Source organism: Burkholderia sp. PvR073 (assembly GCF_054055695.1).
The window spans coordinates 168,615-192,910 of the sequence record NZ_JBSRXO010000013.1 but is presented as its reverse complement, the minus strand read 5'-3'; the positions used below and the strand labels follow the sequence as shown (position 1 = coordinate 192,910).

At 67.0% G+C, this 24,296-nt stretch carries 25 protein-coding genes and 2 pseudogenes; 10 read left to right on the top strand and 17 right to left on the bottom strand.

From position 1 onward, the window contains the following. Positions 1–333 precede the first annotated feature (333 nt). Together ACVK00_RS29865 and ACVK00_RS29860 are read right to left on the bottom strand one after the other, a co-directional pair. Positions 334–1,674 (bottom strand): APC family permease, encoded by a 1,341-nt coding sequence (locus ACVK00_RS29865; RefSeq protein ID WP_284901783.1) that lies wholly within the window; start codon positions 1,672–1,674, stop codon positions 334–336. 129 nt (positions 1,675–1,803) lie between these two features. Continuing rightward, complete coding sequence (locus tag ACVK00_RS29860) at positions 1,804–2,649, bottom strand: carbon-nitrogen hydrolase family protein (protein ID WP_284901785.1); 846 nt, start codon at positions 2,647–2,649, stop codon at positions 1,804–1,806. A gap of 158 nt (positions 2,650–2,807) precedes the next feature. Here ACVK00_RS29860 and ACVK00_RS29855 point away from each other — a divergent pair, with 158 nt between their 5' ends. Further along, on the top strand, positions 2,808–3,626 hold the full coding sequence (locus tag ACVK00_RS29855; RefSeq protein ID WP_284901788.1) for a response regulator transcription factor: 819 nt from the start codon (positions 2,808–2,810) through the stop codon (positions 3,624–3,626). Positions 3,627–3,671: 45 nt separating this feature from the next. Here the strand turns inward: ACVK00_RS29855 and ACVK00_RS29850 are convergent. Next, a pseudogene (locus ACVK00_RS29850) lies at positions 3,672–3,884 on the bottom strand (autoinducer binding domain-containing protein); the annotation flags it as partial. A 441-nt stretch (positions 3,885–4,325) separates the two neighbouring features. Here ACVK00_RS29850 and ACVK00_RS29845 point away from each other — a divergent pair. Continuing rightward, the gene (locus tag ACVK00_RS29845; RefSeq protein WP_284901790.1) at positions 4,326–5,033 is read left to right on the top strand and encodes an SDR family NAD(P)-dependent oxidoreductase; all 708 of its coding nucleotides are present in this window, start codon (positions 4,326–4,328) and stop codon (positions 5,031–5,033) included. A gap of 90 nt (positions 5,034–5,123) precedes the next feature. On the opposite strand, the gene ACVK00_RS29840 is transcribed toward ACVK00_RS29845, so the two are convergent. Continuing rightward, positions 5,124–6,056, bottom strand: a complete 933-nt coding sequence (locus ACVK00_RS29840) for a LysR family transcriptional regulator (RefSeq protein WP_284901792.1) — start codon at positions 6,054–6,056, stop codon at positions 5,124–5,126. 264 nt (positions 6,057–6,320) lie between these two features. Between ACVK00_RS29840 and ACVK00_RS29835 the strand changes: the two genes are divergently transcribed. The 5 genes from ACVK00_RS29835 (at position 6,321) to ACVK00_RS29815 (ending at position 9,157) form a co-directional block, all read left to right on the top strand. Further along, positions 6,321–6,785 (top strand): RidA family protein, encoded by a 465-nt coding sequence (locus ACVK00_RS29835; RefSeq protein WP_284901793.1) that lies wholly within the window; start codon positions 6,321–6,323, stop codon positions 6,783–6,785. A gap of 272 nt (positions 6,786–7,057) precedes the next feature. After that, entirely contained in the window at positions 7,058–7,477 is a 420-nt protein-coding gene (locus ACVK00_RS29830) for an organic hydroperoxide resistance protein (RefSeq protein ID WP_284901795.1), read from the top strand. A gap of 66 nt (positions 7,478–7,543) precedes the next feature. Then, a complete protein-coding gene (locus ACVK00_RS29825; RefSeq protein ID WP_284901839.1) occupies positions 7,544–7,870 on the top strand; it encodes a DUF4148 domain-containing protein in 327 nt (108 codons plus the stop codon). 72 nt (positions 7,871–7,942) lie between these two features. Further along, complete coding sequence (locus tag ACVK00_RS29820) at positions 7,943–8,272, top strand: DUF4148 domain-containing protein (protein WP_228904242.1); 330 nt, start codon at positions 7,943–7,945, stop codon at positions 8,270–8,272. Between the two features lie 141 nt (positions 8,273–8,413). Further along, positions 8,414–9,157, top strand: coding sequence for a GNAT family N-acetyltransferase (locus ACVK00_RS29815; RefSeq protein WP_354122974.1), 744 nt, complete (start codon positions 8,414–8,416; stop codon positions 9,155–9,157). Between the two features lie 101 nt (positions 9,158–9,258). On the opposite strand, the gene ACVK00_RS29810 is transcribed toward ACVK00_RS29815, so the two are convergent. The 4 genes from ACVK00_RS29810 to ACVK00_RS29795 all read right to left on the bottom strand — a co-directional run bounded on the left by ACVK00_RS29810 (position 9,259) and on the right by ACVK00_RS29795 (position 11,638). Continuing rightward, the gene (locus ACVK00_RS29810) at positions 9,259–9,714 is read right to left on the bottom strand and encodes a MarR family winged helix-turn-helix transcriptional regulator (protein WP_006754188.1); all 456 of its coding nucleotides are present in this window, start codon (positions 9,712–9,714) and stop codon (positions 9,259–9,261) included. A 134-nt stretch (positions 9,715–9,848) separates the two neighbouring features. Continuing rightward, on the bottom strand, positions 9,849–9,989 hold the full coding sequence (locus tag ACVK00_RS29805; RefSeq protein ID WP_166723572.1) for a hypothetical protein: 141 nt from the start codon (positions 9,987–9,989) through the stop codon (positions 9,849–9,851). Further along, the gene (locus ACVK00_RS29800) at positions 9,986–10,357 is read right to left on the bottom strand and encodes a GFA family protein (protein WP_228904238.1); all 372 of its coding nucleotides are present in this window, start codon (positions 10,355–10,357) and stop codon (positions 9,986–9,988) included. Before ACVK00_RS29800 ends, ACVK00_RS29805 begins: the two co-directional genes overlap by 4 nt. A gap of 180 nt (positions 10,358–10,537) precedes the next feature. Then, complete coding sequence (locus ACVK00_RS29795; protein WP_284901802.1) at positions 10,538–11,638, bottom strand: NAD(P)H-dependent flavin oxidoreductase; 1,101 nt, start codon at positions 11,636–11,638, stop codon at positions 10,538–10,540. Between the two features lie 215 nt (positions 11,639–11,853). Here ACVK00_RS29795 and ACVK00_RS29790 point away from each other — a divergent pair, with 215 nt between their 5' ends. After that, positions 11,854–12,981, top strand: a complete 1,128-nt coding sequence (locus ACVK00_RS29790; protein WP_284901804.1) for a hypothetical protein — start codon at positions 11,854–11,856, stop codon at positions 12,979–12,981. Positions 12,982–13,422: 441 nt separating this feature from the next. Further along, positions 13,423–14,880: pseudogene (locus ACVK00_RS29785) on the top strand (MFS transporter). Positions 14,881–14,951: 71 nt separating this feature from the next. Here ACVK00_RS29785 and ACVK00_RS29780 read toward each other — a convergent pair. The 5 genes from ACVK00_RS29780 to ACVK00_RS29760 all read right to left on the bottom strand — a co-directional run bounded on the left by ACVK00_RS29780 (position 14,952) and on the right by ACVK00_RS29760 (position 19,670). Then, a complete protein-coding gene (locus tag ACVK00_RS29780; RefSeq protein WP_166723577.1) occupies positions 14,952–15,845 on the bottom strand; it encodes a LysR family transcriptional regulator in 894 nt (297 codons plus the stop codon). Positions 15,846–15,974: 129 nt separating this feature from the next. Continuing rightward, positions 15,975–16,802 (bottom strand): alpha/beta hydrolase, encoded by an 828-nt coding sequence (locus ACVK00_RS29775; RefSeq protein WP_284901806.1) that lies wholly within the window; start codon positions 16,800–16,802, stop codon positions 15,975–15,977. Positions 16,803–17,086: 284 nt separating this feature from the next. Beyond that, entirely contained in the window at positions 17,087–17,470 is a 384-nt protein-coding gene (locus tag ACVK00_RS29770) for a VOC family protein (protein ID WP_284901808.1), read from the bottom strand. Between the two features lie 25 nt (positions 17,471–17,495). Beyond that, a complete protein-coding gene (locus ACVK00_RS29765; RefSeq protein WP_284901810.1) occupies positions 17,496–18,458 on the bottom strand; it encodes a hydroxymethylglutaryl-CoA lyase in 963 nt (320 codons plus the stop codon). A 21-nt stretch (positions 18,459–18,479) separates the two neighbouring features. After that, entirely contained in the window at positions 18,480–19,670 is a 1,191-nt protein-coding gene (locus ACVK00_RS29760; protein ID WP_228904223.1) for a CaiB/BaiF CoA transferase family protein, read from the bottom strand. A 250-nt stretch (positions 19,671–19,920) separates the two neighbouring features. Between ACVK00_RS29760 and ACVK00_RS29755 the strand changes: the two genes are divergently transcribed. Beyond that, positions 19,921–20,895 (top strand): D-2-hydroxyacid dehydrogenase, encoded by a 975-nt coding sequence (locus tag ACVK00_RS29755; protein ID WP_284901812.1) that lies wholly within the window; start codon positions 19,921–19,923, stop codon positions 20,893–20,895. Between the two features lie 420 nt (positions 20,896–21,315). Here the strand turns inward: ACVK00_RS29755 and ACVK00_RS29750 are convergent, their stop codons facing one another. The 4 genes from ACVK00_RS29750 to ACVK00_RS29735 form a co-directional block, all read right to left on the bottom strand. Beyond that, entirely contained in the window at positions 21,316–21,528 is a 213-nt protein-coding gene (locus tag ACVK00_RS29750; protein ID WP_006753449.1) for a hypothetical protein, read from the bottom strand. A 309-nt stretch (positions 21,529–21,837) separates the two neighbouring features. Next, positions 21,838–22,275: a hypothetical protein gene (locus ACVK00_RS29745; protein WP_354122973.1), complete on the bottom strand. Its 438-nt coding sequence runs from the start codon at positions 22,273–22,275 to the stop codon at positions 21,838–21,840. A gap of 208 nt (positions 22,276–22,483) precedes the next feature. Beyond that, a complete protein-coding gene (locus ACVK00_RS29740) occupies positions 22,484–23,407 on the bottom strand; it encodes an ABC transporter permease (RefSeq protein ID WP_284901817.1) in 924 nt (307 codons plus the stop codon). Beyond that, positions 23,407–24,279 (bottom strand): ABC transporter permease, encoded by an 873-nt coding sequence (locus tag ACVK00_RS29735; protein WP_284901819.1) that lies wholly within the window; start codon positions 24,277–24,279, stop codon positions 23,407–23,409. Before ACVK00_RS29735 ends, ACVK00_RS29740 begins: the two co-directional genes overlap by 1 nt. Between the last annotated feature and the right edge of the window lie 17 nt (positions 24,280–24,296).

Sequence of the window (24,296 nt, the reverse complement as noted above, 5' to 3'; positions counted from 1 at the left end):
GGTCAAAACGAGGAAACAGAAGTAGCAAAACCAACCTTAAAACCGGACATTTTTAAATAGCTGGAAGGTGGACATCTGAATCCGGGTATGACAAAATCGGGGCTCATGATCAGGCCCTAGAAATGGTTCTAAGGCCCATGTCGCACATGCCCAGCCCGGATGGATATCCGGGCTTTTTTTGCGCCGCGTAAGCTGACCGGCCGCCGGACGCTGCGATCGCTGCAACGGACCGAACGCTGGATTGTAGATTCCGCGCCGGCACCGGCCGCCGAAGGTTTGTGTGATGTCCCCAACCGGATTTGAATGCTCGCTGCCCATCCTTCCGCGGCCCGGTCAAATCGCAACTTCCGGCGGTGCCTGGCGGAACAGGCGCGTAATCCAGCACAGATACACCAGCCCGAGCACGAACCACGCGACGCCAAGCACGAGTGCAGCCTTCTCGAGGCTCACGAGCAGCCAGATATCGGATACCGCGCCGATCGCGGGGAAAACGAGTCCGCCGACCACGCCGATTCGGTGTTCGCCCTGATGCCCCCGGAGGTACAGGCGGATCACGCACAGATTCACGGCTGTAAAGGCCAGAAACGCGCCGAAGTTGATAAACGACGTGGAGGTGGCGACATCCAGCTTCAGCGCGATCAATCCGACGCTGCCGGCCAGCACGATGTTGATCGCGGGCGTCTTGAAACGCGGATGGATGAAACCGAAGATGCGCTTCGGAAGGATTTCGTCGCGGCCCATCGCATAGAGCAACCGGCCGACACTCGCTTGCGCGGAGATGCCCGACGCGAATTGAGCGAGGATCAGGCCTGCGAGGAACACGGTGACGAACAGATCGCCGCCGATCATCTTCGCCACTTCGAACGCGGCCGAATCCGTATCCTTGAATTCGACCCCCGGATGCGCAAGCTGCATCGTGTACGCCGCGATCACGAAGATCGCTCCACCGATCAGCGCAATCAGCAGGATCGCGCGCGGCATGTTCTTTTTCGGATCGATCGTCTCTTCAGTCAGCGTCGAGACCGCGTCGAAGCCGAGGTACGAATAGGCGGCAATCGCGGCGCCTGCCATCGTCGCGCCGAACGGCACGTGCGGCTTGAAGAGCGGCTGCGCCATTGCAATACCGCCCGCGCCTGCCGCAGCCGACGCATAGTGCACGCACAGCACGACGAACATCGCGACGACCGCCAGTTGCACGACCATCAGCACGATGTTGAACCGCGCGGCCAGATCGATGCCGACGATGTTCAGGCCGCTCGTCGACACGATGAACGCCACGATCCAGATCCAGGTCGGCACGTGCGGAAATGCCGCGTTCAGATACGCTGCGCCGATCAGCCAGATCACCATCGGCAGGAAGAAGTAATCGAGCAGCGTTGCCCAGCCGATCATGAAACCCAGATGCGGGTTGAATGTCTTGCGCGTGTACGTATAAGCCGAGCCCGCGGCCGGATGGAGCCGCGCGAGCTTGCCGTAGCTGAGCGCGGTGAAGGCGATGGCGATCAGCGCGAGCAGATAGGCAAGCGCGGCCGTGTCGTCGCTGGCCTTGGCCAGCACGCCGTAAGTACCGTAGACGATCAGCGGTGCCATGTAGGCGAGCCCGAACAGCAGCACGGACGGCAGGCCGAGTGTGCGCTTCAGGCGTGCGGGTTCATGGGATGATGATGCTTGCATGTTGTCTCCTGGGCCTCGGCGGCCAATACGAAAGCCAGTGTGCCGTCTGGTCGGCATTTCAATGGGACGGGCGAGCACGTGCAGGGCATTGCGCCCTGCCCCATGCGTTCAATGGTCCGTGGATTCCGGCTATTCGGCGCGGTGACGGCGCGGGTCGATCGTGACCGCGCGGTTCCCGCCGGCCTGTTCGACGGGCGACAGACCGAGCGCCACACGGGCATCGTGCAGATAGCTGTAGTGTTCACGACTCGCTTCGAGACGCGTCGGATCGACGCTCGCGTGCGCGACCGCCTCGTCTCGGCCCAGCTCGATCACCGTGTCGCCAAATGGATCGACGAGCGTTGAAAGGCCGGCGAACGTCAGGTTGCCGTCGCCGGAACCGCAGCGATTCACCATGACCGCGAACATCTGGTTCTCCATCGCGCGCGCGGCGATCGCACGGCGATGCACCGGACCGAACGGGTCCATGTTGCCGTTCGTCACGATCACCAGATCGGCATCGAGTGCACCGACGGCGCGTGCCGTCTCGGGGAATTCGATGTCGTAGCAGATCAGCAGGCCGACCGTCAGACCGTTCCAGCTGCAGGTCGCGAAGCGGTCGCCCGGTGTGAAGACGCCGACATCCGACGCCCAAAGATGCGTCTTGCGATAGCGCAGCACGATATCGCCCTGCTCGTCGACGAGCACCGTGGTGTTGTAGAACCGGCCGCCGTCGCGCTCGGCGAGGCCCACGGCCACGGCAACACCTTTTTGCCGTGCCGCGTCGCGTACCGCGGACAAGGCGGGGCCATCGAGCGGCTGCGCGAGGTCGGCGACCGTGTCCCGCGTCGGGAAGCCGGACAGCGTCGTTTCGGGGAACACGATCAGCCGGGTACCGCCTGCGCTGTCGACGTGTTCGATCGTATCGATCACCTTGCGCGTGTTGTGCACGACGTCGCCGTCGACGAGCGTCAGTTGCGCGAGTGCTACCTGCATGAAGTCATCTCCTTCCAATCGCCTTTCAGTTGCACGTCTCAGCCACACGCGCCGAGCAAAGCGCTGCATGGTCTGCTGCGTGACGAAGTGAGGCAAATTATCGGGTTATTATTTTTGACCTGAAATTCCCCGCCAGGGTTACCTCACCGGAGGACACGATGGACTTCGAATGGCGAGATCTCGCTTTTCATCGGGAGATTGGTTCGGCCATCGATGCCCTCGATGGCCCGCATTTCTGGGCACGCCTCACGCGGGTGCTCGAACGGCACGTCGCTGTCGGCAACTGGGTCGCGCTGCGTTTCGCGCGCGACGCCGCCCCGCTCGTGCTCGCCGAACAGGCGATGCCCGACGGCAAGATCGACCTGATGTTTCAGGACTATCTGGCCGCGCTCTATCAGCTCGATCCGTTCTATCTCGCCGCGTTCGAAACGCAGGCGCCCGGCTTCTACACGCTTGCCGACGTCGCGCCGGACAACTTCCGGATGACCGAGTACTACGAGCGGTACTTCAAGAAGAACATCGTCGGCGACGAAGTGCATTTCAACGTCGTGATCGATCGCGATCACACGCTCGGCTTCTCGCTCGGCAAGACGAGCAAGTACGACGAGCGCGAAATGGCACTGCTCACGCTGTACACGCCATGGGTGCTGTCGCTGATGCAGCAGCGCTTGCGGTTCGAAACGTTCGCGGTCAAAGGCGCGTCGCGCACAGCGGAAATCGATGCGCCCGATCCGCATGCGCGCTTCGGCATGCTGACCGGAAAGAACGGGCGCGGCGCATTGACGACGCGCGAAATCGAAGTCGCAATGCTGTCGTTGAGCGGATTCTCGTCACGCGCGATCGGGGAGAAGCTGTCGATCTCGTTCGAGACCGTGCGTGCGCACAAAAAGCATATCTACGCGAAGCTCGGCGTCGGATCGCAATCCGAGCTGTTTGCCATGTTCTACGATCGGGGACGAACGGACGAGCGCGCGTGATATCCAGCGTGGCGTTCCGGGACGGGCGATGTCGTCCACGCTCGCGCACGACAGCATGCCGACCTCCCCTTTCGCGCCGCGCGCCGGCAGCACGACACCGGTGCGCATGCCGTACGCGGACGCCGCTTCGTAACACCGCCGCTGCTCGGGTAGCGCGAACAGCTCGCCGTCCCATACGAGCGGCAACGGCAAACGTATTGACGGCGCTGCATGCGTGGTGAACGCGCCGGATTGACTGCGTGCATTCGCTTCTTCCACGCACCCGGCGGCCGGAGCCCCACGTCAGACGCATTCTGGAATGAGCGAGTTCGTCTTTTTAATCGAGCTATTGTGATAAGAAAAGTTATCCGGATAGCATTGATAAATTTTCGAAGTGCCCGCCGTGTTACGAACAAACCAGCGCCCGGCGTTCGCAGCATTTGACCGCGCAAACCCCCGCATTCACGAAGATTCGACGCGCGAGCCCTCCCGATTGCCCGCTCGTTGACGATCACGTCGATCCACCTGCGCCAACACCGCCGCCGCGCGAATCGCCGCTGCGACCGCCACCACCCTCCCCGCATTTGTTCCCGCGTCGCAAGACTGTTGCTCCATGGTGGGTGTTCGAACTCCAGCCCGACACGCCTAGAGTCTGGTCCATCGGATTCATCGATCCGGTCGGCACTGAAGCCGAATACCAGTCACCTGTCGAGGCATATCATGAGCACGTCCAAAGTCATCATCGTCACCGGCGCATCGCAAGGCATCGGTGCTGAAACGGTCAATGCATTCCGCGCCCAAGGCCATCGGGTGGTCGCGACGTCCCGTTCGATCGGGCCGTCGGACGATCCCCATCTCGTCACCGTCGCGGGCGACATCGGCGATCCGGCGCTCGCGCGGCGCGTGGTCGACACCGCAATCGAGCGCTTCGGTCGGCTCGACACGCTCGTCAACAACGCCGGCGTCTTCATCGCGAAGCCGTTCACGCAATACACCGCGGACGACTATGCGGCCATCACCCGTGTGAACCTGGACGGCTTCTTCCACGTCACGCAGCGCGCGATCGCGGCGATGCAGCGGCACGGCGGCGGACACGTGGTCAGCATCACGACGAGCCTCGTCGACCACGCGAACAGCAACGTGCCGTCGGTACTCGCATCGCTGACGAAAGGCGGGCTCAACGCGGCGACGAAGTCGCTCGCGATCGAGTATGCGAAGGCCGGTATCCGCGTGAACGCCGTGTCGCCCGGCATCATCAACTCGCCGATGCATGCGCCCGACACGCATGCAACGCTCGCAGCGCTGCATCCGGTCGGCCGGATGGGCGAGATGAGCGACATCGTCGGCGCGATCCTGTATCTCGATTCGGCGCCGTTCGTCACCGGCGAGATCCTGCACGTGGACGGCGGCCAGAGCGCCGGGCACTGAGCGGCAAAGTAGTGAGAACGGCCGGTGCGGATGGCGCGAGCCGGCCCGCTACCGGCTCAGCCGCGCCGTTCGCGCACCGGCCGCACGCAGCTAGCGCTTCCGCTTGCCGGGCGCCTGCTCCAGATGTTCGACGAGAAAGTCGACGAAGACGCGCACGCGCGACGACAGGTAGCGTGCATGCGGATACAGCAGCATGAACGGCCGCGACCGGCCGCCCTGGCCGGACAGCACCTCCGCGAGCGTGCCCTCCCGCAGATCCTGTTCGACGATGAAGCGGTAGGTCTGGAACAGGCCAGCACCGCTGCGCGCGAGCGTGACGCCTGCGAGGACGTCGCCCGACGTGCCGTAGCCGCCGGTCGTCGCGATTTCGAGTTCTGCCGCGCCGTCGTTGAACAGCCACGGAATCGGCCGCCCGCTGCTCGGGAGCTCGAACTGGATGCATTCGTGCGCGTGCAGATCGTCGACGGCGCGCGGCACGCCGGCGCGCTTCAGGTAGCCGGGCGTCGCGACGACGACGAGTTCGGCGTCCTCGAGCTTGCGCGCGACGAGGCTCGAGTCCGCCGGCGCACGGCCGCGGATCGCAAGGTCGAAGCCCTCCTCGGCGAAGTCGATGTTGCGGTTGCTCAGATGCGTTTCCACGCATACGTCCGGGTAGCGCTCGCGAAACGCGGGCAGCAGCGGCAGCACCCGATAGTGTCCGTACGGCGTCGGCATGCTGATGCGCAGCACGCCCGCCGGCGTTGCCTGCTGGCCCGTTGCCTCGCGCTCCGCATCGACGAGCTGAGACAGCGCATCACGGCATTGCTCGAAGTAGCGCCGTCCGGAATCGGTCAGGCGGATTTGCCGCGTGGTCCGGACGAACAGGCGTACGCCGAGACGCTCCTCGAGCCGCGCGACCGACCGGCTGACGGCGGCCGGCGTGACGCTCGCGGCCGTCGCGGCGAGCGTGAAGCTGCCGAGTTCGGCTGCCAGGCAGAACAGCTCGATGCTGCCGAGCAGGAGGTCGTCGAATTTTCGTTGCATGAAGCGGCTCCAGCGGTGTCCGGTGCTTGCGTCGTGGGACGTCGAAGCAACGAGTGTGCATGAATCCCCGGCGGCAAACCAGCGAACCGGCGAACACGGCGGGCGGCACCGGGCGGCTTCGCCGGCACGCGTTCGCGTCGTTCGATGCCGCGCGCGATTCGTTACATCGTGTGCCAAATCAATTGCGCGAACGATATTTACCGGCGCCGACCGCCTCACCAGAGTGACTGACAGACCCATCAATCATCCCCGAAGGAGAACGCGATGACGATCGAACAGAAACTGGCCGAACTCGGCTTCACGCTACCCGAACCGCCCCAACCGCTCGGCAGCTATACGGCCGTCAGCGAAGCCGGCAACCTGTTGTTCGTGTCCGGGCAACTGCCGCTCGCCGATGGCAAGGTGGCCTATACGGGCCGCGTCGGCGAACAACTGAGCGTCGATGACGGTCGGCACGCGGCGCAGCTCGCGGCGCTGAACGTGCTCGCGCAGATCGGCAAGCACCTGGGTGGGTTCGATCGACTGCATCACATCGTGCGGGTCGAGGGCCACGTCGCGTCGGCCGACGGCTTCTACGGCCAGCCGGCCGTGATCGACGGTGCCTCCGACCTGTTCGCCGCGGTGCTGGGCGACAAGGCCGGACACGCTCGCTCGGCCTTTCCCCAGCGCCAGTTGCCTGCCGACGCGGCCGTGATCCTGGTCGTGATCGCCGAAATCCGTCCGGCATAACCGGGTTGCCGCCGCCGAGACAACGGCCATTCCGACCGGTGTCTGCCCTGCCCGCCGTGAATTTTCCCCTCCGCATCGCCTTTTTAATATAAGGGGCGTATCGATGAAAAGCCTTGTCCCGCAAGGCTCGACACGATCCTGATACATTGGAATACAAAATATCGCATCCGATTTAATCGAATCCGCTTGACGTGAGGCGGCACCTCGACGAAACTGCATCGCATGCGATCGAATCGCATCTGAAAAAACCTTCAAACCTGACGGAGTGCATGATGAGCAAGATCGAAAAAGTGCTGTACACGGGCAAGACGCATACGACTTCCGGCGGCCGCGACGGCGCGGCGCGCAGTTCCGACGGCCGCCTGGACATCCAGCTGTCGTCGCCGGGCAGCGACGGCACCGGCACCAACCCGGAACAACTGTTCGCGGCCGGCTGGTCGGCCTGCTTCATCGGCGCGATGCAGCTTGCGGCGCGCGCGGCGAAGGTGACGCTGCCGGCCGATCTCGCGGTGGACACCGAAGTGGACCTGGGCATGGGCGGCAACGCGTACTTTCTGCAGGCCCGCCTGAACGTGAGCGTGCCGGGGATCGATCGTGACGTCGTGCAGCACATCGTCGATACCGCGCATCAGACCTGCCCGTATTCGAAGGCGACGCGCGGCAACATCGATGTCGAGATCCGCATCGTCTGAGCATTGCATCGGGCGGCCAGGCGCCGCCTTCACGAATCTCCCGCTATTTTCTTGTCGAGGTAAATGATGAAAACCCAACTGATCGCTGCCCTTCTCGTTGCCGTGTCCGCCGCCGTTGCCGCCCCGGCCTTTGCCAGTGAAGCCGTCGTGACGCGTGCACAAGTGCGTACCGAGCTCGTCCAGCTGCAGCAAGCCGGTTATGTGCCGGGCCGCGCGAACGATCCGCACTATCCGGACGATCTGCAGGCCGCGCTGACGCGTATCCACGCCAACGACACCGTCGCGGCCGATACGGCGACGTCCGGTTATGGCAGCGACGCCGCCGCCGTCACGCAGTCGGGCAGCCGTGCCGTCACGCGTGTCGCCGAGCGCTCGATCTACTTTGGCCATTGAACGAAACCGCGACCGACATTGATTGCCGGCGTGCCCGGACAACCCTGAATACGCTCTTTTCTATCGAGGTGAATGATGAAGACTCAACTGATTGCAGCCCTGCTCGTCGCCGTGTCGGCTTCCGTTGCCGCACCGGCCTTCGCAACCGAAAGCACCGTGACGCGCGCGCAGGTGCGGGCGGAGCTGGCTGCGCTCCAGCAGGCCGGCTATCTGCCGAATCGCCCGAACGATCCGAACTACCCGGACAACCTGCAGGCAGCGCTGAAGCGGGTTCGCGACAACGGCGCGACGGCGGCCGACACGCAGTCAGCCGGTTATGGCAGCAACGCCGACGGCGCGACGCAATCCGGCGGTCGCAGCGCGATTAGCATGGCCGAGCGCTCGATCTATTTCGGTCATTGAACGTCACGACGAAATCGGCGATACCGTCCGTCAAATAAAGCGCATGCGATGTAATCGCGTGCGCTTTTTGTTTGTCTGCAACCTGCGCGACCGATCGCGTCTATGCTGTGCGACGGACGGCGTTCAATCAAGGAGCATTCGATGCAGGAAGCAACGGCGGGACACGAAGAAGGCGGATCGCATCCGCTCGACAACGCCGTATGGCATGCGCTCGCCGGCGAGCAGCACCGTTTTGCGCTCGGCGAAGCGCGTGCGCGGCGGTTTCCACCGGCGCTCGCGCCATTTGCCGGCATGGCCGACCGCAGCCCGGCCGCGTTCGACGCGTTGCGCGGACTGATCGACGCCTACGGGCCGGCGGCACTGTTCTCGCCGGACGAGATCCCGACGCCGGCCGGTCTTTCGGTAGTCCGGCGTGCGACGCTGCATCAGATGATCTGGCAGGGAGCGCTCGACGCCGCCGATCCTTCGGAGCATGTGCCGCTGACCGAAGCCGACGTGCCGGAGATGCTCGCGCTGATCGCGGCGACGGAACCCGGCCCGTTCGGCCCGCGTACGGTCGAATTCGGCGGCTATATCGGTGTGCGCAGGCAGGGCCGGCTCGTCGCGATGACCGGTCAGCGGCTGAGGGCCGGCGGCCATGCGGAGATCAGCGCCGTGTGTGTGGATGCCGCGTTTCGGGGCCAGGGCCTCGCGGGCCGACTGATCCGGTCATTGATCGCGACCATCCGCGCGCGGGCGGAAACGCCATTCCTGCACGTGCTCACGTCGAATCAAGTCGCGATCGAGCGCTATCGGGCACTCGGCTTCGTGACGCGCCGCGACATGCATTTGCTGGTGCTGGAGCGTGAGGAGACCCGGACGGGCCAGCCTGAGAGCCGGCCGTAACGGCCGCGTCGCGGCGGTGCGTCGGACGCGATCGCCGGACGCGTGCGGAAATTGCGGAAACTGCGGCAATGGCCGGCGGCAGGTGCGCCGCCGGCGTGTGTCTATTCGTCGATCGAATCGATCAGGTTGCCGCGCAGCGTGACGATCGCCTTCTGCATCTTCGCGAATTCGTCGGGCTTCAACCCGGTGGCTTCGACGAGGTCCATGTCGAGCCCCTTCTCGCGCACGCGGCGGCCGCTTTTCGTCAGGCTCACGAGCACCTGGCGCTCGTCCGACGGATCGCGGTGCCGCTCCAGATAGCCCATCGCCTCGAGTTTCTTCAGGATCGGCGTCAGCGTGTTCGATTCGAGGAACAGCTTTTCACCGAGCTGCCCGACCGTCTGGTTGCCCTCCTCCCACAGCGCAATGATCGTGATGTATTGCGTGTACGTGAGGCCGAGCTCTTCGAGGATCGGCTTGTATGCCTTGCCGAACGCGAGGTTCGTCGAGTAGATCGCAAAACACAGGAACTCGGACAGTTTCGGCGTGGCGGGCGATGGTGCTTCGGTCGGTTTCATGAGCGTCCTCCCTCGACACGGGATCGTGTCGCAGATGAACCGATTATATATCGCGTGCGATCTTATCGGAAGCATGATTATCGTTTCCGATCAACAGGATGCGATTCGCGCGGCGCCCGCCCGCGCTTGTATGTTCAGTACTGGCTGTCGTTCCGGCCCCGGCGGGTGCCGACCCGCTGCCGGCTGATCGACAGCAGTGAACACTGCACCGGATGGGCGATTTCGGTCGCGAGGCCGCCCGCGGCGAACAGCAGGATCATCAGCCAGCGTTTCATGCGTCCTCCACGACCGAAAGGCTCGCACCGTTGGCGACCGTGGCTTCGAGCGCGTACGGATCGACGCCCTCGAGGCAGCCGAGATTGACGCGCCAGCACGCGGGATCCTTGCGAGTCTGGTGGAACGGATAGATGCCGCACTGGCTGCAGAAAAAGTGGTGGGCCGTGCGTGTGTTGAACCGGTAGCTCGTCAGCGCGCCCTCGCCTGCGACGATCTTCAGTTCGCTTGCGTCGAACATCGGGCTCATCAGCGCGCCGCGGCGGCGGCAGAGGCTGCAGTTGCAGCGGACCGCCGGCGCAAGCGCCGTCCGGACTTCGAATTTCACGGCGCCGCAATGGCAGGATCCGTTGAACCATGTAGCAGACATGTCGTGCTCCTCAGGAGGTCATGTCTGCTTTATAGCGGGCCCGGGCCCATGCTTTGTATCGCGCTGTATCCGCGCGGCGTGCGGATACAGAACATTGCAATTTTGTGCCCGGCACCGCGCGTTGCGGTGGCATTGCGGCGCATTGGCCCAGCGCCGGTGCGCGCGGCGCGGGCCCGGGAATCAGTCCAGCACGTGCTGCAACCGCGCGATAGCCGCTCGCGTCTCGCGCTCGAGCGTCGCGAACAGCTCGGCCGCCGGCAGCGACCGGACGAGGGGCGCCGCCTGCCCGGCCCACTGCGCACCGTAGCCGAACTCGCCTTTCGCCTTCGCGGCCGCATGCAGTGCCTTGCCGGCGTCGTACGCGATCGGATAGGCCGGCGTGGCCGGTGCGTGCGGATCATCGCCGAGCGCGGTCAACCGGTTCGCAAGGCCGCGCGCGATCCGCCCGGAGATCGCGCTCGTGAACGTCGTGCGGCGCGCCGCGTCGCCGAGGATCGCGCGGCGATAGCCGTCGTCGATCGATGTCTCCGGGCACGCGACGAAGGCGGTGCCGAGCTGCGCGGCCTGCGCGCCGAGCGCGAGCGCCGCGGCGATGCCGTCGCCGTCCATGATGCCGCCGGCGGCGATCACCGGCAGCGCGCATTCGCGCACGATCAGCCGCGTGAGCGCGAACGTGCCGAGCCGATCGTCGTGCACCGTCGAGTCGAACACGCCACGGTGCCCGCCGGCCTCGATGCCCTGCGCGACGATCGCATCGATGCCGGCCGCGGCGATCTGCCGGGCTTCGTCGGGATTCGTCGCGGCCGCGAACAGCGTGACGCCCGCGCGCTTCAACATCGCGATTGCCTCGTCGGACGGCAACCCGAAATGAAAGCTCACGACGGCCGGTTTTTCCTCGACCAGCATCGCGAGCATCGCATCGTCCGCGACGAAGCTCGTATAGATCTCCGACAGCGACGCCGGCGGCGTCGCGCCCTGTTCGTGGAATGCGGGCGCGAGCCAGTCGAGCCACGCGCGTTCGACGGCAGCGTCGGCACGGGCCGGCTGGTGGCAGAACAGGTTGATGTTGAACGGCCGGTCGGTGAGCGCGCGCGTGTCGCGGATCATCTTGCGCGCGCCGTCGGCGTTCGTCGCGCCGACGCCGAGCGAGCCGAGCCCGCCCGCGTTCGACACGGCTGCCGCCAGCGCGGGCGTGCTGACGCCGGCCATCGGCGCCTGGATGATCGGGGTGCGGATGCCGAGCGTGCGCAACAGCGTCCGGTTGTCGGTCGAGGGAATCATGTCGTGCGTCTCCTGTGGGCGGCGCGAACGCAAACGGGGAGCGTGCCGCGGGTGGCACGCGGGGGGGGGCCGGCGGGCCGGCGTTTCAGAAATCCAGCGCTCAGGATAGCGGACCGGGAAACCGCCTCCAAGTCTGCCGAACGGCAGATGCCCCGTCGCGCCGCTTCGTGAAATACTGCGGCCACGCGTCCTTCCGGAACCCCGAGATGACCGACATGCCTGCCGTACCCTCGTTCCTTTGCCTGGTCACGCGTTGCGCGCTGACGTGCATCGCCGCGTTGCTGGTCGCCGGGCCGGTGACGGCCGCCTTTGCCGCGGACGTGCCGGCGGCCCACGTCCCGCAGCGCATCCTGTTCGTCGGCGACAGCCTCACACACGGCCGTTACGCGCCCGTGCGTTCGTACGGCGCAATGCGCACCGGCGGCCAGGGCGTCGCCGGCCCCGCAGAGGTCGTCGACGAAAACTTCGGGCGGACCGATGCCCGCGCGGAACGCGAACCGGGCCCGTGGGGCGGAATTCCGGGTATCTTCGCGCGCCTTGCCGTCGAAGCCGGGCTCGACTACGACGTGCACCTCGAGGCGATGTCGGCGACGAGTCTCGCGAAACATGACCGCGTTGCATCGGACGTGATCGATCGGCCCGCGTGGGATGTGGTCGTCCTGCAGGAACTGAGCGTCAAGCCGCTGCCGTTCGCACTCACGCACAGCCGCGCGAGCGATCCGGCCGGTTTCTGCGCGAGCGTCGCGAAGCTGGCGCGCGGCATTCGTGCGGCGGCGCCGCAAGCGCGTGTCTATCTGTATGAAACCTGGCCGCGCGCCGATCTCGCGAAAGCGCTCGCGGGCGAGCCGGGCAGCGACGGTTTTCATGCACGCTACGTCGAGCGTCTCGCCGAGATCGTCGCCGCGTATCGCGATGCTTTTGATCGCGCGCGCCGCACCGATCCGTCGATCGCCGCGGTCGCGCCGGTCGGCCGCGCGTGGCAGCGTGCATGGGCGACCGGTGTTGCCGATCCCGACCCGTATGTGCCGTCCGGCGCGCCGCTGCTGTGGTACGGCATGCATGCGCAGAACGACCCGCCGATCTCGCGACCCGATTATCTGCATCCGGGCGTGCCGGGCGCTTACCTGAGCGCGCTCGTGCTGTTCCAGCAGATCGCCGGCGTCGACGTCCGCACCTTCGGCCCGCGCGAGCAAGCGGCCGCGCAACTCGGCATCGCGCCCGACCTGGCGGCAGGGTTGCAGGCTGTTGCGTCTGATACGGTCCGGGATGAACGGGGCGACGCCGCGGTCCATGCCGGTGCGACCGCGACGGCCGGACGTTCCGATCCGTGCGCGTCGCGATGACCGGCAACGTGCTCGCCCGATGCGTTCCATCGATCGACGGACGCCGACGAACGCGGGAGCCAGGCCCGCGGCTCCGTTGTGCGACGTCGGCCGATCTGGCCGACACCGAACCGCGCGCTACGGCATCACGGAACGCCAGACACGCGCCACTTCACCCATGGTTTTCCCTGCCCTCGTGTTCCCGCAGCGGCCGCCGCACCGTCCGACGCCCGTCCCGCGGGCGTTCCGCAGCCTTTCTGCGTAGGAAAGGATGCTTGAGGCATCCGCAATTATCGCGCCGCGCAAATTCGCCCACCATGTTTCGGACGATCGGCGTCACCCGCGCATCCGGCCTTTCACGGGCCTGGCGGGCACGTGCGTCGCGTCGTGCGACCGGGCCCGCAACGCCGGCCGCGAATGGCCGGGCGTCGCGCCACGGCAAATCGATAATCAGGAGACACGATGAACAGCCAATCCCTCGACCTTGGCGGCACTGCAGGAGATCCCGCGTCCGCCCTACCGCCCGCGGCCCGGGCCGGCGCCGATGCGACGGCCCTGCCCGCCCGCGGCATCACGCTCGGCGAATTCATGGACGACCTGCCGGTCGGCGCGCTGCACCGGTTCGTCGTCTGGGTGATCGGCATCGGGCTGTTCTTCGACATGTACGAGATCTTCCTCGTCAGCACGATCGCTTCCGCGTTGCAGAACGAATACGGGCTGAGCCGGCAAAGCGCCGATTTCAAGCTGCTGCTGGCATCGGCATTCATCGGGATGTTCGTCGGCGCGATGTGTCTCGGCAGCCTCGCGGACCGCATCGGCCGGCGCAAGGCATTCCTGATGACGCTCGTCTGGTACAGCGCGTTTTCGCTGATCGGCGCGTTCTCGGTGAATGCCGACATGCTGGTGGCATGCTGATTCCTGACGGGCATCGGTGTCGGCGCGATCTACCCGGTCGCCGACAGCTTCCTGTCGGAAATCCTGCCGAGGGAAAAACGCGGGCGGCTCGCCGCGTGGGCCTATACGACTTCATACGTCGCGGTGCCGCTGGTCGGCTTCCTCGCGCTCTGGTTGAACCCGCTTCACATCGCGGGCGTGGCCGGCTGGCGCATCATCCTCGCGATCGGCAGCCTCGGCGCCGTATACGTGCTGCTGATCCAGCACCGGCTGCCGGAGAGTCCGCGCTGGCTGCTCGCGCAGGGCCGCACGGCGGAGGCGCATGCCGCGGCGCGGCGCTTCGCGGACAGCGCCGGCGTGCGCGTGCCCGAGCAGTTCGCGGCGTCGGCCGAACCGCAGCGACCGCTGAGTCTCGGCGAGCGCATCGCGCTGCTGCGCCGCCGGCCCTACGGTGCGCGCTACCTGATGCTCGCGGTGTTCCACCTGTTCCAGGGCTTCGGCTATTACGGCTTCGGCACGCTCGCGGGCACGGTCGTCAAGAGCCGCGGTTTCGACGTGACGGACAGCACGCTGTTCATTGCGCTGTCGTTCATCGGTTATCCGATCGGCTCGCTGCTGTCGATTCCGTTGTTGAACTGGATCGAGCGGCGCACGCTCGTGATCGTGTCGATCCTGTCGATCGCCGCGTTCGGGCTGTGCTTCGCGTATTCGGGCAATACGACGCTGATCGTCTGCTTCGGTTTCCTGACGACCTGCGCGTCGAACGTGTTCAGCAACGCCTATCACGTGTACCAGGCGGAGATTTTCCCGGCGCGTGTACGCTCGACCGCGATAGGCAGCACGTACGCACTGTCGCGCATCGTCAGCGGCGCGCTGCCGTTCGTGCTGCTACCGGTGCTGGTCGCACACGGCGCGGGTGCGATGTTCGGCGTGATATCGGTCGCGCTCGGCATCGTTGCCGTCACGTTGCGCGTGCTCGGGCCGCTGACCACGCGGCGCAGCCAGGACGACATCAACCCGGTATGACGCGACGCGCTGTCCGGGGCGTGCGCATGCGTGCCCCGGCGTGCATCGCGCGTGCGGCGCGTTCCGCTCGTTCAGCGTGCCGACATGAAATCGAACAGCTTCGCGATGTCGGTGGTCAGCACGGTGCCGGCCTTCACGCCGACCCACAGCGTGCGCGTCGCCCACGCGTCGTCGAGCTTCACGACCCCGAGCCGCGCCGCGCGCTCGCCGGTCACCGCGTCGCGCGGCAGCACGCCGATCCCGAGCCCGGCCTCGATCATCCGGCTCACACCGTCGAAATTCGATACCTGGATGCGCAGCTTCAGCGAGCGCTCGGCCGCGAACGCGGCGTCGGTCATCCGCGCGAGCAGCGAGCTGCCGTCGCTCAGGCCGACGTAGTCTTCATCGAGCGTATCCGCGAAGCGGATGCTGTCGTGCGCGGCGAAGCGATGCCCGCGCGGCACGAGCAGCACGAGCTCGTCGCGCCGGTACAGCCGGCGTTCGATGCCGGGTGCGGGCACGTTGTCCGCGAACACGCCGAGATCGGCCTTGCCGGACCCGAGCGCGTCGACGATCTCGTGGCTCAGCCGCTCCTCGAGACTGACCTTGATGCCGGGGTTGTCGGTGAGGAACGCGGCGAGATCGGCCGGCAGGAACTGGACGATGGCCGACGTGTTGGTCCACACGTGAATGTGGCCGCGCACGCCGGCGACGTAGTCGCTCATCTCGTGCGCCATCCGGTTGACTTGCTCGATGACCTTTGCCGCATGGTCGAGCAGTGCGCGGCCCGCCGGCGTCAGCTCGACGCCGCGCGCATGCCGCACGAACAGCGCGCTGCCGGTCACGCTCTCGAGCTCGGCGATTCGCTTGCTGACCGCGGACAGCGTGAGCTGGCCGTGTTCGGCCGCCTTGGTCAGGCTGCCGTGCTCGGCGACGAGCGCGAACACGCGCAGCGACTGCAGATCGAAATGAAGCGGGTTCACCATGATGAGGTCCTGGGGAAAGCCATGCTGCGTGGACGAACGACGCCGGCCCGGCCTGATGCCGATCATACGCCCGGCCGCGCGCGGCGCGAATCGATGCGAATTCGTGCGAATCGGTGCAATACGGCGCGCTCAGCGCGGCGCGACTGCCTGCAACGCGGCGAGCATCGCGCTGTCGGGTGTCGCGAGATCGTCGAGCACCGTGAAGTGCTGCATGCCGGGCAGCCAGGCGCGCGCGATCCGCTCGCCGGCCGCCTCGCATGCGTGCGCGTATTCGTGGGCCTGGCGCACGAGCTCCGGCAACTCGGCCACGCCGACCGCGACGACGGTCGGCGCGCCGGGCCCGATATGACGCAGCGGGCTGTACGCGGCGATTTCGTGCGCGGTGAGCTGCAGCCTCTCGTCGAGCACGCACAGCGAGATCGGTTCGAGATCGACGAGCGGGCTGATCGCGAGCGCCGACACGACGGCCGGATGTGCGCGATACACGGCAGTCAGGTGGCCGCCCGCCGAATGACCGCTCAGGTGGATCGGCCGCGGTGCGGTGCCGATGCCGTCGGGATCGGTCGAGAGGTAGTCGAGCAACGTGCCGATCTCGCCGACGATGTCGGTCATCGATGCGGCCGGGGCAAGCGTGTATTCCGCGAGCACGACGTCGAAGCCGCGCGCGAGCGGCCCGGCGGCCGCGTACGCGAAATCCTCTTTCGCGCAGTGCTGCCAGTAGCCGCCGTGAATGAACACGAACAGCGGCGCGTCGGGCCGGCCGCAGCGCAACCAGTCGAAGCGCTGCGCGGGGCGCGCGCCGTAACGCAGGTCGCGCTGCCCGGGCGTCGCGTCGTAAAGCGCCCTGCTGCGCGCCTGGCACGATGCGAGCACGGCCGGGAAATCGGCAACGGCCTTCGTGTTGAGGTAGGCGGCGTCGAGCGCCGCGCGGTCCATGCCGCGATAGAGGATCGTCATTCGGGAAGCGTCCGGTCGGATAGGCGAATACGCGGATAGGCGGATTACGCGGGATTCGCGGTGCCCGCGGCGCAGGCGCCGGACGGGCCGGCGCCGTTGCACATTATCCGCAGCGTGACCGGGGCCGGCTATCCGGAATCGGCGGCTGCGGCGTGCGCTTGTCCGCTTTCGGCGGAGGACTGCCGCTTGGCGGGCACGTCGTGCCGGCCCGCGAGCAAACGGGCGGACCGGCACGACTAAGCAGTACGACAAAGCGGCACGATGAAGCGCACGACGAGCACCGCTCAGATCAATTCGGAGATCTCGATCAGGTTCAGGTCCGGGTCGCGCACGTACACCGACCGAATCTTCTGCGTCGCCCCGGTGCGTTCGACGGGCCCTTCGACGATCGGCCATTCGACGCGTTGCAGATGCGCGATCACGTCGTCGAGCGGCACCGACGCGATGAAGCACAGATCGAGCGCGCCGGGCACCGGCACGTGCGCCTTCGGCTCGAACTCCGCGCCGCGCACGTGCAGGTTGATCTTCTGATTGCCGAAGCGGAACGCGAGCCGGCCCGCGCCGAAGGTTTCGAGTTGCATCCCGAGCACTTCAGTATAGAAATGCTTCGTCCGCTCCGGATCGACGCAAGTCAGGACGAGATGGTCGAGGTGGTCGATCAGCGCCATGTGATTCGCTCCTGTTGACGACTGTTCACGAAAAAGCCCGCTGCGCCGGCATGTCGCCGGCTTCGGCGCGCGGTGCCGGATGCAGGTCCGAGCGGCGGCCTGCCTTCAGGATCTGGCTCGGCACGTCATGCCCGATCAGCGCGGGCAGCCGTGCGGCCGCGGCGAGCACGGCCGCGAGGTCGATGCCGGTATCGTAGCCGTCGAGCGCGAGCATGTGCACGAGCTCCTCGGTGCATGCGTTGCCGGTCGCGCCCGGCGCGTACGGACAGCCGCCGAGCCCGCCGAGCGACGCGTCGAAGCGGTCGATGCCGGCGTCGAGCGCGGCGAGCGTGTTCGCGAGCGCCATCCCGCGCGTGTTGTGAAAGTGCAGCGTGAGCTGCAGCGCGCCGAAGCGCTCGCGCGCGCGTTCGGCCAGCGCGCGCACCTGCGACGGATACGCCATGCCGGTCGTGTCGCACAGCGTGAAGCCGTGCACGCCGAGATCCGCGAAGCGCTGCATCCACGCGAGCACGGTTTCGTCACGCACGTCGCCTTCCATCGGACACCCCATCGCGGTCGACAGCGACACGTTGATCGCGACGCCGGTGCCGCGCACCGCGTCGATCACGTCGCGCAGCTGGGCGAACGACTGCTCGCGGGTCATCCGCAGGTTCGCGCGGTTGTGGCTCTCGCTCATCGACATCACGAGGTTCACCGCGTCGACGCCGCACGACAGCGCGCGCTGCGCGCCGCGCACGTTCGGCACGAGCACCGTATAGACGACGCCCGGCGCGCGCACGATGCCGTGCATCACGGCCTCCGCGTCGCGCAGCGCGGGGATCGCCTTCGGCGACGTGAACGACGTGACCTCGATCTTCGCGTAACCGCAGGCGCTCAATGCGTCGACGAGCGCGATCTTGTCGTCGGTGTCGACGAACGCCGCTTCATTCTGGAAACCGTCGCGTGTCGCGACTTCGTGGATGTAGAGTCGTTGGGGGGGCTTGCTCATGTCGTCGCTCCGCTGGCCGGTTCAGATCACGCCGCGCGTGCGCCAGGCGTCGCGCGTCGCGGTATCGATGCCGATCGATTCGAGTACCGCGTCGGTATCGGCGCCGAGCGCGGGTGCGGGACGCTCGATGCGCCCCGGCGTCGCGCCGAGTTTCGGCACGATGCCCGGCACGAGCACGGGCGTGCCGTCGGGCAGCGCGGCGTCGACGATCATGTCGCGGGCGCGGTAATGCGGATCGGCCGCGATGTCCGCGACGTCGTAGATGCGCCCGGACGGGATGCGCGCGTCGTTCAGCGCGGCGAGCACGTCGTCGAGGTCGTGCAGCGCGCTCCATTCGCCGATCGCCGCGTCGATGCGCGCGACCTGCGCGACGCGCCCGTCGTTGTGCGCGAGCGCCGGGTCGCGGCCGAGGTCGGGACGCCCGATCAGCTCCATCAGGCGCCGGAAGATGCTGTCGCCGTTGCCGGCGATCAGTGCGTACCTGCCGTCGCGGCAACGGTACGCGTTGGTCGGCGCGATGCCGGGCAGGCTGCTACCGGCCGCCTCGCGCACCGCGCCGAATGCCGAGTATTCGGGCAGCAGGCTTTCCATCATGTTGAAGACGGATTCGTACAGCGCGACGTCGACGACCTGCCCGTTGCCGCCCTGCTGCTCGCGATGCCGCAGCGCGAGCAGGATGCCGATCACGCCGTGCAGCGCCGACAGCGAATCGCCGAGCGACACGCCGACGCGCACCGGCGTGCGGCCCGGTTCGCCGGTCAGGTGGCGCAGGCCGCCCATTGCCTCGGCGATCACGCCGAAGCCGGGCCGGTCGCGATACGGGCCGGTCTGCCCGAAGCCCGACACGCGCAGCATCACGAGCCCCGGGTTGATCGCGGACAGCGTCTCCCAGCCGAGCCCCCAGCCTTCGAGCGTGCCGGGCCGGAAGTTCTCGATCAGCACGTCGGTCTCGGCGACGAGTCGGCGCACGACGTCCTGCCCTTCGGGCGTGCGCAGGTCGAGCGTGAGCGACGTCTTGTTGCGCGACTGCGCGGCCCACCAGACCGACGTGCCGTCGTGCAGCAGCCGCCATTTGCGCAGCGGGTCGCCGACGCCGGGCGGCTCGACCTTGATCACGTCCGCGCCGAATTCGGCGAGCATCCGGCCCGCGAACGGCCCGGCGATCAGTTGGCCGAGTTCCAGCACGCGGATACCGTCCAGGGGTCGCGTCATGACTGTCTCCGATGAAATCGTGTTGTCGATGACGGCGATCATGACGGCGTTCGCGCCCGGCGAAAATCGATCGATGCTCAACCAGCCTTTCCCGAACGGAAAGGCACACGGCGCGTAGGACCGGGAGAACGCCGCGCTGCCTTTCCGCGCGGGAAAGCGCACTCGCGCAATGCTCAAGCCCGATCACGCGCGCTGTTGGCAGAATCGTTACCGTTGCGTGCCCGCCGGGCGCCCGTCAGCGAGACCCGCCATGTTTTCCAGCTCCTCTCCCGCGAAGATCGTGTTTCTGGACCGCGCGACGCTGTCGCCGCGGACCGTGCTGAAGCCGTTCCCGTTTCCGCACGGCCTCCAGACCTTCGAACGGACGGCCGCGCACGAAGTGGCCGCGCGCATCGGCGACGCGGACGTCGTCGTGACCAACAAGGTCCGGCTCGGCGCGGCGGTGCTCGACGATGCGCCGCGTGTGCGGATGGTCGCGATCGCCGCGACGGGCACCGACATCGTCGATCTCGATGCCTGCGCGACGCGCGGCATCGTCGTCAGCAACATTCGCGGGTATGCGGCGCGCACGGTGCCGGAGCACACGTTCGCGCTGATCTTCGCGCTGCGGCGCAGCCTCGTCGCGTATCGCGACTCGGTGCGCGCGGGACGCTGGCTCGACAGCGGACAGTTCTGCTTCTTCGATCATCCGATCCGCGACCTGGCCGGCGCGACGCTCGGCATCGTCGGCGCCGGCGTGCTCGGCCGCGCGGTGGCCGCCCTCGCCCGCGCGCTCGGCATGCGTGTGCTGTTCGCCGCGCACGGCGACGCCCGGGGCGGCGACCATGTGCCGCTCGACACGCTGCTGCGCAACAGCGACGTGATCACGCTGCACTGCCCGCTCACGCCGGCGACGCGGAACCTGATCGACGCGGCCGCCTTCGCGCGGATGGCACGCCGGCCGCTGCTGATCAACACCGCGCGCGGCGGCCTCGTGGATGAAGGCGCGCTCGTCGACGCGCTGCAGTCGGGGCAAATCGCGGGCGCGGGCTTCGACGTGCTCACGCAGGAGCCGCTGCCGGCCGCGCATCCGTTCCACGCGATCCTGTCGCATCCGGCGTTCATCCTGACGCCGCATGTCGCGTGGGCGAGCGACGAGGCGATGCAGGCGCTGGCCGACCAGCTCGTCGACAACGTCGCGGCGTTTGCGCGCGGCGAGCCGCGGCATGTGGTGATGGCGGGTTGAGCTCGGAAGGCACGAAGGCGACGCTCGGCAGTGTGCTGCGTGGCGTCGGCAGCGCCGCGCCGGCTCCGGGGGACATGAAGACAGGGAGACGTGACGCCGCGTTGCGGACAGCTCGCCGCAGCGGGATCGGACAATCGGGGAGACGGTGTTCAGGCGACGCGCGAGCCGGACCGGTGCGCACGGTGCGCGATGCGCGCCGCCAGCGCGTGTCGGCCATCGGCCGCGCATAGACAGGAAGACGTGACGCCGCGTTGCAGACAACTCGCCGCAGCAGGATCGGACAATCGGGGAGACGGTGTTCAGACGACACGCGGCCCGAATCGGTGCGCGCGTGTGCGCGATGCGCGCCGCCGACGCGTGTCGGCCATCGGCCGCGCGTCGGCGGGAATCAGCGGGGAGCCGTCAGCGGACGGGCAGGCTTCAGTAAGCGGACATCTCGACGCAAGGATCGACCTTGGACGGCGAGCAGATGACCGAATACTTGGCGCTTTCGCGCATCAGCGCTTCGCCTTCGTGCAGCGCGATCTTGATCTCGGGGTGACGCTCGTACGCAAGGAAGGCGGAGCAGACGACCGCGGACATCACGACCAGGGAAAACACAAATTTTTCAAGGGGTTGGAAACGTTCTGGCATGGTTCGACCTTTCTTCTAGGCCGACATTATAACGAAGAATAAGGGTTTTCCCTATATCTCTGTCGGCATACCGTCCATCACTCAGGTCGTACCCTCTTTTCGTCGATTCCCGCCGCCGTTCAAGTCCGACCGTGCGATTGCGCCACGTCGACGGCCCGGAGCGGAGCCGGGTGAATGCCGAGATGCCCCGCGCCGACGCCTGCCCGGCCGTGCAGCGAGGTGTGCTCGAACCGCTGGAACGAGGGCCGACGGCCGTCGTGCTGGAGAATCGGAAAATTCGATAGAAGGCCAGAAGGCGCGATGGACGACTTACTGCGGCGCCGATGCGCCGCTGGCCGCGTTGCCGGGCCATCCCTTGCCGATCTTGTCGATCAGCGATTTGGCGGTGCCGGTCGCGATGGCGGCGTCGACGCCCGAGGTCTGCCACGACCCATCGGCGGCCTGCACGAAGGTCAGGTTCGCTCGCGACGGCGCGTAATCGGTGTTGCGCCACGTGACCACGACATCGCACGTGTAGGTGCGTTCGCGGACCTTCCTGCAGTCGCCGTCGGGCTTCGCGGAAATCACGTCGGCCGACACGGGCAGCGGCTGGCCGAACAGCGCGTTCAGGCCGCCGTGGTTTTCCGCTTCGAGCGCGCGTCGCACCGCGGCGTCGACGTTGCTCGATCCGGGACCGTCGTGGAGCAGGTTGCAGGCGGCCAGCAGCGTGGCGGCACAGCCGAGCGTCAGCAGCGTGGGAAACTTCATGGAACTCCGTGGGTCGGGTGAGCGTCGGGCGGCATGCGGCGATGCCAGTGAACGCATCGCCGGGCCGGTACGCTGCGTAGTCTGCAACGTCGGCGCGTCGTTCGCGGTATCCATTTGTAACGAATTGCACGCAGGCTTGCGCAAGCGCGGACGGCCCGAAGGGTACGACACGGCACGCGCGTCACTGCCCCGCCGCTTTCCGTCGCGCTTACTGCCGCTCCTGCTTCACGCGGCTGACGAGCTGCGTCGGGCTCACGAACTGCAGCGCGATCACGACCCACACCAGCGTGATGGCCATGTAGATCATCGCCATCGCGTCGATCGACTGCGGCGCGCGCACGCCGGTCGAGAACACCGCGTAATACAGCGCGACGACGAGCGTCTGCGTGCTCGGGCCGGCGGTGAAGAACGTCAGCTCGAACATCCCGATCGTGCGCACGAGCACGAGCAGCGCGGCCGCGAGCATGCCAGGCACCAGCAGCGGCAGCAGCACGTAGCGGAAATAGCGCCACGTGTTCGCGCCGAAGATGCGCGCGGCGGCCTCGAGATTCGGGTCGATCTGCTCGATGAACGGCGTCATCACGAGGATCACGAACGGCAGCGCCGGCACGAGGTTCGCGAGGATCACGCCCGGCAGCGTGCCGGCGAGCCCGACCTTGTACATCACGGTCGCCATCGGGATCCCGTAGGTGACGGGCGGCACCATCAGCGGCAGCAGAAACACCAGCAGCGCGAAGCGCTTGCCGCGGAACTGCACACGCGCGAGCGCATAGGCGGCCGGCACGCCGAGCGCGACCGACAGCAGCACGACCGCGCCGACGACTTCGACCGTCACCCACAGCACGCTCGCGAGCTGGAAGTCTTCCCACGCCTTCGCGTACCAGTGCAGCGTGAAGCCCTGCGGCAGCGGCGTGCCGAACCAGCGCGTCGCGACCGAGTTCACCGCGACGGTCGCGATCAGCAGCATCACGTTCAGCAGGAAGAACGCCATCAGCCCCCACACGAGGGCTTTCCATGCCCGGCCGGCGAGGTTGCTTCTCATCTTCTGCGGTGTCCTCGCGTTGACGGGGCGGGCATCGGGCGCGTCCTGCTTCGGCGGCCAGGCCGGCGCGGCATGATTGTCGGTCGCCATCAGCCCTTGCCCCCAGTCACCGGCCCCGTATAGAAGAAGCGGCGCGCGCCGAGCATCGACGCGACCACCAGCAGCTGCACGAAGCCCATCACGATCGCGATCGCCGACGCGAGCGAATAGTCGTAGCTCTCGAACGCGGCTTCGGCGGCCGCGATCGAGATCACGCGCGTCGGCCCGGCCGGCGCACCGAGCAGCACGGCCGACGGGAACACCGAGAACGCCTGCACGAACGACAGGCACGCGGCCATCGTGAGCCCCGGCACGAGCAGCGGCAGGTAGATCCGCCGGAACTGCTGCCACGGGTTTGCGCCGAGCGTGGCCGCGGCGCGCGCGAGCGTCGGGTCGATGCCGCTGATGTACGACAGCATCAGCAGGAACGCGAACGGAAAGCCCGACACGATCAGCGACAGCAGCACGCCCCAGTAGTTGTGCGTGAGGCGCACTTCGTCCGTGTACAGGTGCAGCCCCTGCAGCGCTTGCGGGAACCAGCCGTTCGGGCCGAAGTAGGTGAGCATCCCGTCGGCGACGAGCACCGTGCCAAGCGTGACCGGAATCACGAGCAGCGTGGTGACGAACTTCTGATATGGCGAGTTGCGGCGCAGCGCGAACGCGACCGGCACCGAGATGCCGACGTTGATCAGCGTCGCCGGCACCGCGAGCTTCAGCGTGACGAGCACGGTCGGCCACATCGCGGTGTCGGTGAAGAACTGCACGTAGTTCGCGAGCGCGCCGCCGCCGTTCATCGGCTGGAACGACAGCACGAGGCCATAGGCGAACGGATAGATGAACAGCGCGACGATGAACGCGAGCGCGGGCGTGACGAGCCACGCCTTCGCGTCGCGCGGCGTGCCGCCGGTCGCGAGCGTGCTCATGCGGCCTCCCGCCGGCG